At 32.5% G+C, this 10,680-nt stretch carries 16 protein-coding genes; 7 read left to right on the top strand and 9 right to left on the bottom strand.

The features are described from left to right. Positions 1–17: 17 nt before the first annotated feature. Positions 18–158 carry a small, acid-soluble spore protein L gene (gene sspL / locus COD11_RS13575; RefSeq protein WP_098797439.1) on the bottom strand — a complete coding sequence of 47 codons (141 nt, stop codon included), beginning with the start codon at positions 156–158 and terminating at the stop codon, positions 18–20. A gap of 133 nt (positions 159–291) precedes the next feature. Between sspL and COD11_RS13570 the strand changes: the two genes are divergently transcribed. Beyond that, a complete protein-coding gene (locus tag COD11_RS13570) occupies positions 292–558 on the top strand; it encodes a DUF6123 family protein (protein WP_098797438.1) in 267 nt (88 codons plus the stop codon). A 20-nt stretch (positions 559–578) separates the two neighbouring features. On the opposite strand, the gene COD11_RS13565 is transcribed toward COD11_RS13570, so the two are convergent. Both COD11_RS13565 and COD11_RS13560 read right to left on the bottom strand, forming a co-directional pair. After that, positions 579–1,484, bottom strand: a complete 906-nt coding sequence (locus tag COD11_RS13565) for a DMT family transporter (protein ID WP_098797437.1) — start codon at positions 1,482–1,484, stop codon at positions 579–581. Between the two features lie 28 nt (positions 1,485–1,512). Continuing rightward, the gene (locus tag COD11_RS13560) at positions 1,513–1,902 is read right to left on the bottom strand and encodes a reverse transcriptase-like protein (protein ID WP_098797436.1); all 390 of its coding nucleotides are present in this window, start codon (positions 1,900–1,902) and stop codon (positions 1,513–1,515) included. A gap of 228 nt (positions 1,903–2,130) precedes the next feature. Here COD11_RS13560 and COD11_RS13555 point away from each other — a divergent pair, with 228 nt between their 5' ends. Next, entirely contained in the window at positions 2,131–2,817 is a 687-nt protein-coding gene (locus tag COD11_RS13555; RefSeq protein WP_369689281.1) for a reverse transcriptase-like protein, read from the top strand. Next, the gene (locus COD11_RS13550) at positions 2,810–2,986 is read left to right on the top strand and encodes a zinc-finger domain-containing protein (RefSeq protein ID WP_098797434.1); all 177 of its coding nucleotides are present in this window, start codon (positions 2,810–2,812) and stop codon (positions 2,984–2,986) included. The genes COD11_RS13555 and COD11_RS13550 overlap by 8 nt, the downstream gene beginning before the upstream one ends. A gap of 113 nt (positions 2,987–3,099) precedes the next feature. Here COD11_RS13550 and COD11_RS13545 read toward each other — a convergent pair whose 3' ends face one another. Beyond that, on the bottom strand, positions 3,100–3,366 hold the full coding sequence (locus COD11_RS13545) for a DUF2564 family protein (protein ID WP_098797433.1): 267 nt from the start codon (positions 3,364–3,366) through the stop codon (positions 3,100–3,102). A 197-nt stretch (positions 3,367–3,563) separates the two neighbouring features. Here COD11_RS13545 and COD11_RS13540 point away from each other — a divergent pair, with 197 nt between their 5' ends. After that, entirely contained in the window at positions 3,564–3,764 is a 201-nt protein-coding gene (locus tag COD11_RS13540) for a hypothetical protein (protein ID WP_098797432.1), read from the top strand. A 144-nt stretch (positions 3,765–3,908) separates the two neighbouring features. Here COD11_RS13540 and cspD read toward each other — a convergent pair whose 3' ends face one another. Further along, positions 3,909–4,109, bottom strand: coding sequence for a cold-shock protein CspD (cspD, locus tag COD11_RS13535; protein ID WP_046590248.1), 201 nt, complete (start codon positions 4,107–4,109; stop codon positions 3,909–3,911). A gap of 281 nt (positions 4,110–4,390) precedes the next feature. Here cspD and COD11_RS13530 point away from each other — a divergent pair, with 281 nt between their 5' ends. Further along, complete coding sequence (locus tag COD11_RS13530) at positions 4,391–4,645, top strand: hypothetical protein (RefSeq protein ID WP_098797431.1); 255 nt, start codon at positions 4,391–4,393, stop codon at positions 4,643–4,645. Positions 4,646–4,791: 146 nt separating this feature from the next. Beyond that, positions 4,792–5,055 (top strand): phosphocarrier protein HPr, encoded by a 264-nt coding sequence (locus tag COD11_RS13525; protein WP_141549687.1) that lies wholly within the window; start codon positions 4,792–4,794, stop codon positions 5,053–5,055. Positions 5,056–5,105: 50 nt separating this feature from the next. Here COD11_RS13525 and COD11_RS26875 read toward each other — a convergent pair whose 3' ends face one another. The 4 genes from COD11_RS26875 to metA form a co-directional block, all read right to left on the bottom strand. Next, positions 5,106–5,258 (bottom strand): hypothetical protein, encoded by a 153-nt coding sequence (locus COD11_RS26875; protein WP_162987399.1) that lies wholly within the window; start codon positions 5,256–5,258, stop codon positions 5,106–5,108. A 171-nt stretch (positions 5,259–5,429) separates the two neighbouring features. Beyond that, positions 5,430–6,425, bottom strand: a complete 996-nt coding sequence (locus COD11_RS13520; protein ID WP_176551082.1) for a metal-dependent hydrolase — start codon at positions 6,423–6,425, stop codon at positions 5,430–5,432. 45 nt (positions 6,426–6,470) lie between these two features. Further along, positions 6,471–7,631, bottom strand: coding sequence for a diglucosyl diacylglycerol synthase (locus COD11_RS13515; RefSeq protein ID WP_255301622.1), 1,161 nt, complete (start codon positions 7,629–7,631; stop codon positions 6,471–6,473). A 217-nt stretch (positions 7,632–7,848) separates the two neighbouring features. Beyond that, positions 7,849–8,757 (bottom strand): homoserine O-acetyltransferase MetA, encoded by a 909-nt coding sequence (gene metA / locus COD11_RS13510; protein WP_098797427.1) that lies wholly within the window; start codon positions 8,755–8,757, stop codon positions 7,849–7,851. Positions 8,758–8,980: 223 nt separating this feature from the next. On the opposite strand from metA, the gene COD11_RS13505 reads away from it, so the two are divergent. Then, complete coding sequence (locus COD11_RS13505; RefSeq protein ID WP_098797426.1) at positions 8,981–10,672, top strand: formate--tetrahydrofolate ligase; 1,692 nt, start codon at positions 8,981–8,983, stop codon at positions 10,670–10,672. Positions 10,673–10,680 lie beyond the last annotated feature (8 nt).

Raw genomic sequence — 10,680 nt, 5'->3', positions numbered from 1 at the left:
TTGAGTCACCCTCTTTTTTATTTCGTATTTTTTTTCTTAGCTGCATTTTCAAGTTTACTTTTTGGCTCGGTTGAAAATTCAACATCTTTAGCATGACCTTGTGGGTTAACACTTGGCGCTTTTCTTCCGCGATTATTACCTTTTTTTTCACTGCTCATGTTCGGTCACCTCCATTTGTATTATGACCAAAAATCCACAAAGAAATTTATGGCGAAAAAAGATGGAATTTGTCGACCTTTTTTTGATATGATCAAAGTACTACATATTTCGATAAGGATGGAATAATACAGGATGGCTCGAACAGTTAGAGATTATGTTACCTTTTTAGCTAGTAAAGGATTTATCCTAGGTGAGGAAGCTTATGGTTTCATTGAGTTTGGACAGCAGTATACAGATACATCAGATGAAATTGTCATTATCGCCATTGAACTTACATTAAAAATACAAAAAGAATTTGATGGTTCTTTTTATATTTCATTATTAGAACAATTTAAGGCAGAAGACATACTGAATCGTAAACAGGCTTTTCATCATATACAAACATTAAATTTAATGTAAAAAGTCTTTAAGCTTGGGGCTTAAAGACTAGTTTCTTGATTAATCGATGTTTTAAGTATTTTCATATTAGGCAATTCTGAAATAATCATGGCTAAAAAAATAAGGAAGCAGCCAATTAAACCATTTGTAGTTAAACGTTCGTTAATTAAAAGAAAGGCTGTTAGGGCAGCGAATACTGGCTCCATAGCAAAAATTAGCGCTACTCTTGCGGCTGTGGTAATTTGTTGAAACTTAGTTTGAAGTAAAAAGGCTAGAGCAGTTGCCAGTATCGATGTAACAGCTAACGCAATTAAAACGTCCATATTTAATAAAGTGGTTGATACAATTGATGATCTCTCGAATAAACCAGCGCTTATAAAGCTTAATAGAGAGACAGTTAAGAGCTGAATGATAGTTAAGGGTAGTGCTTTATGTTTGTTTGAAAATTTTCCTGTATAAACAATATGAAGGGCAAACCCAATCGCACAAATCAATACAAGGCCATCACCTATATTCATTTGGGATAATCCTGCAACAGTAAGAAAGTACAAGCCTATTGTTCCTACACCAGCAGCAATAAATACAACAAAGTTTGGTTTTTCCTTTAAAATAAATACAGATAATAAAGGAACAACCATAACGCTTAGACCTGTAATAAATCCGGCTTTTGAGGATGTTGTATACAGTAAACCAACAGTTTGAAAACTATATCCAATAAATAAAAATACTCCTAAAAATACTCCTGAATTAAGCAATTCTTTAGATAACCAACCTTTAGGGATTTTAAAGAGAAATAATGATAGTAGGGCTGCCGCAATTAAAAAGCGAATTCCATTAAACAAATTAGGTGGTATAAATTCAATTGCATTTTGAACAATCACAAAGGTTGCTCCCCAAATAAATGCTACAAATAACAGACTTGCATCTGCTACTAACGTTCTTTTCATTTATTTCACTTCTTTCTTTCAGTATAAACTAAGATTGTTTCAAAATAGCACTTCTGGCTAACTGGTCGGCTACTTTATTTTCTTTACTAGGAATCCATTTTAAGAAGAACAAATCAAATTGATTAGAAAGCATAATTACCTTTTCTAAAAGAGGAGCAAAATTGTTATTCTTCACAAATTGTTTTTCAAATGCTCGATCCACAAGTTGTGAATCGGTTCTAAAAGAAGCGACTTTATATCCTTGCTTCAAACAAATCTCCATTCCTTTAATCAATGCATGATATTCTGCTTCATGATTTGTCATAGAACCTAGAGGTAAAGAGTATTGTTCGGCCGTACCATGTCCCTTTATAAAGATTCCTGCACCAGATAAACCTGGATCACCTGCACTGGCTCCATCTACATATACTTCAATCAAACAAACACCTCCAAAATTAAAATATTTCATTAAATACTAAAACGATGGTAAAATAAATAGCATTATCATAAAGGAATTGATAAAAACAAACACGAGTAGAATAAATCGAATATGATTATAGCATATTGACTACATTAGTTATAGGAAGAATTATTCGAAACGGTTTTGATGATATTAGTGATATAGAAACATCAAGATTTCCCCTTAAAATTAACAGAAATTTCAGGAGTGAATCTATTGAATTATCGCATAGAATGGACTTATCAAACAAAAAGAAAATTAGAAACAATGATAACAACAGAATATCATTCTTTAAACGAATCCATTGTTTTGGCTGAGGACTTTCTTCAAACAGGAAGAGTAAAGAACCTTTCATTTTTCTCAGAGGATGGCCAGTCATGGACTCTTAAGGAACTTAAAAAATTAAAAGAAATTGTTAAAGATGAACCACATGATGTTGTTGCCTTTTTTGATGGTGGATTTCATAAAAGCACAAAATTAGCTGGATTCGGTGCAGTGGTTTATTACACGCAAAGTGGAAATCGATATCGAATTCGAATGAATGAAAAAGCAGAAGAAATGGAATCAAACAATGAAGCAGAATATGCTGCCTTTCATTATTTGGTGGATGTTCTAGAGGAAAACGGAATAACGAAACAAAAAGTATTGTTCAAAGGTGACTCGCAAGTAGTATTAAACCAACTATCAGGTGAATGGCCTTGTTATGAAGAAGAATTTAATAATTGGCTAGATCGCATAGAAAGCAAATTAAAAAAACTGAAAATAACAGCATCCTATGAGCCAGTATCGAGAAAAGAAAATACAGAAGCAGATAAGCTAGCAACTCAAGCGATGGAAGGAATCGAAATTAGAAGTAAAATGATCATAAATGAGGACGTTGAAGAACATGAGTAAAAAGCAAACACTCCAAGAACTTAGTGAAATCATTGATACTTATTGTGTGAATTGCTTATTAAAAAAGCATTTTAGAGAAGAGTATGGAAAAAGCTATGCCCATTCTTTTTGTATTAATAAATGTACTGTTGGTGAGAAAATAAAAGAAGTTGGCAAGAAGTTGTTGTAACATATTACAGTTACAAACTAAAAGCAAGAAGCAAATCATAACCTATAGTAAATAAAACACCTTTTGATAACAAAAAAATCCGCTATTTAGCGGATTTTTTTGTAGTTAAACATTTATTTTCTAGCTTCTGATAATTGATGCTCACACTGTTGTAACAGTTGTTGTTGTTTATTCACAAAATCTGAATCAACACCTGTCTCATTGGTGCGACTCATAATATCCTTCGCATCTCTTATTGCATTTTCTGCATTTTGTAGAGCTTCCGGATCTAATTGCATCGTTGCAGCTCCAACCATTTTTTGTGCTGCTTTTACAGATGCTTCAAGTTGTCCTAAATCATTCATTCCACTAATTAATCCAGTATGATTTATTTGATCCATAAAAAACACCTCCAATCATTAGTTTTTGAATTATTAACATGAAATATTCGTTAAAAAAAACAAAATTATTTTCTATGACAAATGAAGGTGTCATGTTAAAATGAAAATAGGATTAAATATTGTAAAAATATAGGATTAATATAAATCATTTTGACTAGATATCTGTCAAAATTTTATTAGTGGAGGAGAGATTCACTATGGCAACTGAGCCGTTAGATTCATCTATTAAAGAAGCATTTTCTGAAATTTATAAAGATCTTGACAAATTGGTCTTTATAGCGAACAACGCAAATATATTCAATTCAAATGAGGTTAGTAGAATTGAAAAAAGTATTAAGCAAAATGTTAAAGCAATTGAATATTTATTGATCAGTCAGAAGTCCGGCATGACAAAATAAAAGGAGAGCAAATAAAAACTGAAGGTCAAGTCATATTATCCAACGATTGGTTACATAATAATAAACGCAAAAAAGAGGCTGAAAAATCCAGCCTCTTTTATATCTAGTTGTTTATGGTTAAATCACATGTGTGAAATCTTGTGATTATAACTTTGTAACGTTAGCAGCTTGTGGTCCGCGGTTACCTTCAACGATTTCAAAGGAAACTTCTTGACCTTCTTCTAATGATTTGTAACCATCGCCTTGGATTGCAGTGAAGTGTACGAATACATCGTCTCCGCCTTCAACTTCGATGAATCCAAAACCTTTTTCATTGTTAAACCATTTTACTTTACCGTTTTGCATAGTACTTAATCCTCCTAATACTGTAGCACGGGTGGTGCTAAAAAAAATTTTATCATTAATGAATATGATATGTAGATTTTAACAAGGATGATAGATTTCTGAGATGTATTATTACAATATATACTCAGCTTAATGATAATTTAACTATACACCAATCTAAAGATAACCGTCAAGGTCAAGAAAAATGTTTTAACAAATCTTTCAGAAACTTACATTTATGGAATAGATAATACTTACATAAAACAAGCATATAATGATTAAAAAGTGTGGAGTGGATCTTAATGCGTAAGTTTGATTTAAATGGAAATAGCATCATTATTACATCCTCAAAAAAAATAGATGATTTAGAGTTTAATAGGGCTTATCAAGCTATTATTAACGTAGGAGATAAATTACTGTATTTGAGAAAATCTTCCATCATTTTAATACAAGATCATGAAGAAAATTTTATCGTTGTAGAACGAATGAACACAGATACTATTACCTTACATATACATCATGAAATACCATTAAATCATGTATATAAAATAGGCTAAAAGAGACAATAGTTAATGGAAAATTTAGTTCACTTTTTTTAAAAAAAGTTTATAATAATGATGATACATGTAAAGATTTTGGCGAGTAAAGATGAATACATAATCATCTTTCCAAAGTGCTAATGTGAAGGGGGGATTTAAAAGTGGTGGAAAAATCGTTTACAATCACTAGTGAAGCAGGTCTACACGCTAGACCAGCAACAGCTTTAGTGAATGCAGTAAATTCATTTACAGCTGATGTTAACTTAGAGGCTAATGGTCGTACAGTTAACTTAAAATCAATTATGGGCGTAATGTCACTTGGTATTTCTAAAGGAACAAAAGTGACAATTACAGCAAGTGGAAGCGATGAACAAGCAGCACTAGAAGCTGTTGAACGCGCTATTACTACAGAAGGCCTAGGAGAGTAATAAAGGGTTAAAAGGCGGGGATAACCCGCCTTTTGCATGTGGAAATGTATTTATTCCATTCTTGTTTTGTCTCTTTGATCTTTATTTCGTTTGTTTCCTTTGCTATTGTCTCCGGCAATATGTTCTTCAGCAAACTCCATTTGATTCATTCCGTTTTGTGGCGAGTTTTGATTTTTACTACCTTTATTATATTTTTTTGTCATCATAATCCTCCTCTTTTTAAGAAAACATTTCCTATCTATGTATGAGTAATGATTTATCATACAGAAGTTATTTTTTGTTGAATGTGAAAATATATTCCTTAAACATAAGATCTCTTTAAATGAAAGAAAAAATGTCCGGTCAAAAAACCGGACATTTTTAGAGAAATACCGCTACATTTGTATAGCATTGGTTTTTGAGGGTACAAGCTTTTGGTGAAGTTTCTTTGACTGATAAATCCACCCTGTATATGAAGAGATAATTTGAAGATTCTTATCAAGTTTAACCACTGCCATATATGGGTAATGATGATTATGACGAAATCTTAAATCAATCCAACTCACTTCATATCCTTTTGGATGAGGAACATACATAGCATGAACATGCCCTGAATTTGCTTGAAAATGTTTTACATTATGATCGTCCTCGGAAGCAATAATATAAGGACAAAGTTGATTATGTTTTTCGAAAGTATGGATAAGGTGAAGACCATTTTTATCAAGAATACCAACATAATAAATTTGATCTGTTTCGAACACAACATGCCATTTGCGAAGCCATATAGTTGGAACAATTGTACAAATTCCTTTCATATCCATCGATTGAATAACTTGTTTTTTGTTTTTTAGTGATATGTAAAAACGAACAACAAGATAACCAATAATCACGATATATCCCCATAAAAATACAAATCCAGAATGAAATCCAATAGTCCAAAATGAAAAACAAATTAGGTGAACCAAGATGATAAATGGATCAAATAACGGGACAAAGTTTAATGACAACCATTTTTTTGTTAATGGTCTTGCAGCTTGGGTACCATAAGCATTTAAAATATCAAATCCAACATGTAAGATAACTGCTAAAAAAGTCCAGTAAAGTAAAGGATAGAATGAAACGTCCTTAAAAAAGAGAAACGTAATACATGAAATAAGTACTGTCCAAATAAAAAGGGCAGGGATGGAGTGAGAGGCACCTCTATGATGCTCAATATACATACCATTACCTTTTAAAAGTTTAATTCCGTAATCAAAATCTGGTGAATTTGATCCTATGACCGTACCAATCATAATAGCTTGTGCTAATTCAGGACTACCCGCAACAGCAGGATCAATATAAGCTAAACCAGCTAAACCAAATCCCATTATTATGTGAGTACTTGTATCCATTTCAGCCTCCAGATAGTAAGGTAAACCTCTCATCCGTTTAAGATACTAATAGTTTACGGAGCCCGCCATTACTTTTTTATCTCTAATGTAAGAAGCTTCTTTTATCATATCCTCAATAATAAGATCTGAAGAATTAGGTACATGTAGCTTTTTAATATTGTCTCTCATTTTTTGTAACTTTTGATCATCTGCCAATAATTGATTTACTTCATTAAAAATATCTTCAATTTGATTAATAATAATTGCTGAAGAATTATCTTCAAAAAAGTGGGCATTTTCTTTTTCTTGACCAGGAACAGGTTTAAAAAGGACAACAGGTAACCCAATTGCAGTTGCTTCTGTTAGAGTAATCCCCCCTGGCTTTGTTATCATGCATGAAGCAACACGGTATAACTCATCAATTCGCTCAACATAACTTAATACTTTAAATTGCTCAGGATACTGAGTAGCGAGAGGATCTAGCGTTTCTTTTAGTAAAGTATTGTTTCCACAAACAACGATGGTTTGAATATGTTCCTTTTGGTTTATAAAAGACTGGCATAATTCCTTAACATTTTTTAAAACTCCATGTGCACCTGCAACTATAAGTAATGTTTTCTTATCAGGATCTAACTTGTATTTTTCATAGATTTCGTTTAAATCCATTTTTTCTTCGAATTGTTTACGGATAGGTATTCCTGTAACTTTTATTGTGCTTGGATGGATGCCAAGTTGTAAAAGTTTCTCTTTGACATGATTTGTAGCAACATAATATTTATCAATATTTTCATGAACCCAAATTCTGTGTAAACAAAAGTCAGTTAGGACATTAAACGTGGGAATCACCGTACCAGTCTTACGACGATATTCAGGAACAACAATCATAGGGAAGGTATTAATAATCATGTCGGGTTGTTCACTTGTCACGATTTGATGCAAACGTTTGTGCCCCATTTTAAAATACAGGTTCATCATTCTTTTGTTATAAATTTTATCAACTCCATAGTAAAAAAGGCGATAAAATTGTTTTCCGATTGAGAAACTTTTTAAATATAAGTATTGGGTAATTTCTGAAAAAACGGGAAAAGATTCCGAGTAAAGATTACACACGATTACCTTGCTAAAACCCATCTGCTTACACTTATCTTCTAATGTCTTTGCAACTTGAACATGACCATTGCCATATTTAGCTGTCAAAATTAACACCTTCGAATTTCTTATCAACATTTTCACCTCAATCTAGTAAAGAAACGGATCAGTACAAGAAAAAAAGTTCATATCAAACTATATGTAAAATATGAACTCAATTTGTCTTAAAGATTACCATATAATTATTACTTTTTTATAAAGCAATTATTAAGTATTTCTTAAGATGTAAAGTGGTTGTAAAAAATATTGAATTTTTAAATAGAATTTGTGGTTAGATAAATAGTTTGCGAGACTTTCAATCCCAAATATACGGTGTTTCTTGGTATACGTAATAGTTCAGCCAATTCACAAACAGTAGGTTCGCATGTGACCTCCAACACTGTATTGGTCTATTTTTAGGATCGTTATTTTTAAAATAATTTTCTGGCATCTCGATTTCCAGGCCCTTTGAAAGATCACGTTCATATTCATCTTTTAATGAAGTTAATTCATATTCAGGATGCCCTGTTAAAAAGATTTGTTTACCATCCTGTGACATCACTAAACAAACTCCTGCCTTATCGGAATAAGAAAGAATTTGAAGCTCTTCAACTCGTTCAATTTCCTCTTTTAATACATCTGTATGTCTAGAGTGTGGAACAAAGTAAAGGTCATCAAAACCTCTTACCAATTTTACTGTTGGATCTACAATTTCATGCTCAAAAATTCCAAAGCATTTTTTATCCAATTGATATTTATTTACGCCATAGTGATGGTAAAGTCCTGCTTGGGCACCCCAACAAATATGTAAAGTTGAGGTAACATTTGTTCTAGTCCAGTCCATAATTGTTTGAAGTTCAGGCCAATATGAGACTTCATTGAACTCCAAATGCTCAATTGGTGCACCAGTAATAATCATCCCATCAAATTTTTTATGCTGGATATGTCTAAAAGTTGTATAAAATTCCTTTAAGTGCTCTATTGCAGTTGTTTTTGACTTATGTGTTTCAGGTCGTAAAAAAGTAATGTTTAACTGTAATGGTGAGTTACCCAATAGTCGTAACAACTGTGTTTCTGTTTTTTCTTTTTCAGGCATGATATTTAGAATGATAATATTTAAAGGACGTATATCCTGAGAGTATGCTCTATTTTCATCCATAATAAAGATATTTTCCTGTTCAAGGATTTCTTTCGCTGGTAAGTGATTTGGAATATTGATTGGCAAAGAAAACACCTCCGAAATAAGCTTTATATTTTTGTCATAATAATAATTGATAAATATGATAAATGACTGATTCTTTATTATAGAAAGTTTAGAAAAATAATTCAATTTATATATTTCAAATAATAGTTTTTCTACATTAATAATTTGACATATTGATTGATGGATAAGGATGTATGGTAATATATTCTAAAGATCATTTTAACAACAAAGTGAGGAAAAAACAGTGAATAGTCATCAAAAATTTAAATCAGATATCGAAATTGCCCTTCAAACACCACTTTTACCAATTCAGCAAATAGCCGATAATCATTTAGATTTAAAGGAAGAAGAGTTAGAGCTATTTGGAAAATATAAAGCTAAAATTTCTCTTGATGTTTTAGAAAGATTACAGGAGAAAGAACCAGGTAAGCTTATTTTAGTTACATCAACTAATCCAACTCCAGCTGGAGAAGGAAAATCAACAGTAACAGTAGGTTTGGGTCAAGCACTTAATAAACTAAATAAAAAAGCGATTATTGCAATGAGAGAACCTTCGCTTGGACCAACAATGGGATTAAAAGGTGGAGCTACAGGTGGCGGCTATTCTCAAGTTCTTCCTATGGATGAAATAAACCTGCATTTTACAGGTGACATACATGCAATTACGACAGCAAATAATGCGTTAGCTTCATTTATTGACAATCATCTTCACCACGGAAATGTTTTAAATATCGATCCTAGAAGAATTGTATGGAGACGAGCATTAGATTTAAATGATCGAGCTCTTCGAAATATTACCATCGGCTTAGGTGGACCTACAAATGGCATTCCAAGAGAAGACCATTTCGATATTACGGTAGCTTCTGAAATTATGGCTGTTTTATGTTTAGCTAGCAGTTTAGATAATCTTAGAGAGAGACTTTCAAGGATAGTAATCGGATATACATACTCAAAAGACCCGGTTACAGTGGCCGATTTGGGTGTTGAAGGTGCTTTAACTCTTCTATTAAAAGAAGCGATAAAGCCAAATCTTGTTCAAACAATTGAACATACACCGGCTCTAATTCATGGTGGACCATTCGCTAACATTGCACATGGTTGTAATAGTTTGCTTGCGACCAAAATGGCGACAAAGCTTGGAGATTATGTGGTAACTGAAGCTGGATTCGGTGCTGATTTAGGGGCGGAAAAATTCCTTAATATAAAATCTCGAATTGGAAAGCTTAATCCTTCTGCTGTTGTCATCGTCGCAACAATAAGAGCTCTTAAAATGCATGGTGGATTGAGGAAAGATCAATTACAGCAAGAAAATACGGATGCTCTAATAAAAGGAATAGCAAACTTAAAAAAACATATTGAAACAATAAAAAGCTTTGGACTACCATACGTTGTAGCAATTAATAAATTTGTTTCTGATACAGAAGCTGAAATAACAGAACTATTAAATTGGAGTGATCAGGAAGGTCATCCTGCTGTTATATGTGAAGTATGGGGACATGGCGGCAATGGAGGAGTAGAACTAGCTGAAAAGGTACTCAAGATTATTGAAGAGGGAGAAAATTCTTTTCAATTTCTATATAAAGATGAAGATTCGATTGAACAGAAAATTTTCAATATTGCAAGTAAAGTTTATGGAGCAACAGGAGTTCAGTTCACGAATAAAGCAAAGAAACAAATTCAAGAATTTGAGTTCTTAGGATGGAGCAATTTGCCTATTTGTATGGCTAAAACACAATATTCCTTAACAGATGATGCCTCTGTGTTAGGTAGACCTGAAAGCTTTACTATCACAATACGTGAATTAAAGGGCTCTTTAGGTGCCGGCTTTATCGTTGCTTTAACCGGTGATATCATGACAATGCCAGGTTTACCATTTGAACCTGCAGCTCTAAATATGGATGTTTCAGTAGATGGAAAGGCAACTGGCTTGTTCTAGGAGGTATA

Origin of the sequence: Bacillus sp. AFS040349 (assembly GCF_002577655.1) — a bacterium.
Lineage (GTDB): Bacteria > Bacillota > Bacilli > Bacillales > Bacillaceae > Metabacillus.
This window is presented reverse-complemented; position numbering and strand designations above follow the sequence as displayed.

What these genes read in the sequence shown, in the direction of transcription:
- sspL (WP_098797439.1), bottom strand. Translation starts at nt 158, where the DNA reads ATGAGCAGTGAAAAAAAAGGTAATAATCGCGGAAGAAAAGCGCCAAGT.
- COD11_RS13570 (WP_098797438.1), top strand. Translation starts at nt 292, where the DNA reads ATGGCTCGAACAGTTAGAGATTATGTTACCTTTTTAGCTAGTAAAGGA.
- COD11_RS13565 (WP_098797437.1), bottom strand. Translation starts at nt 1,484, where the DNA reads ATGAAAAGAACGTTAGTAGCAGATGCAAGTCTGTTATTTGTAGCATTT.
- COD11_RS13550 (WP_098797434.1), top strand. Translation starts at nt 2,810, where the DNA reads ATGAGTAAAAAGCAAACACTCCAAGAACTTAGTGAAATCATTGATACT.
- COD11_RS13545 (WP_098797433.1), bottom strand. Translation starts at nt 3,366, where the DNA reads ATGGATCAAATAAATCATACTGGATTAATTAGTGGAATGAATGATTTA.
- COD11_RS13540 (WP_098797432.1), top strand. Translation starts at nt 3,564, where the DNA reads ATGGCAACTGAGCCGTTAGATTCATCTATTAAAGAAGCATTTTCTGAA.
- cspD (WP_046590248.1), bottom strand. Translation starts at nt 4,109, where the DNA reads ATGCAAAACGGTAAAGTAAAATGGTTTAACAATGAAAAAGGTTTTGGA.
- COD11_RS13530 (WP_098797431.1), top strand. Translation starts at nt 4,391, where the DNA reads ATGCGTAAGTTTGATTTAAATGGAAATAGCATCATTATTACATCCTCA.
- COD11_RS26875 (WP_162987399.1), bottom strand. Translation starts at nt 5,258, where the DNA reads ATGACAAAAAAATATAATAAAGGTAGTAAAAATCAAAACTCGCCACAA.
- COD11_RS13520 (WP_176551082.1), bottom strand. Translation starts at nt 6,425, where the DNA reads ATGGATACAAGTACTCACATAATAATGGGATTTGGTTTAGCTGGTTTA.
- COD11_RS13515 (WP_255301622.1), bottom strand. Translation starts at nt 7,631, where the DNA reads ATGTTGATAAGAAATTCGAAGGTGTTAATTTTGACAGCTAAATATGGC.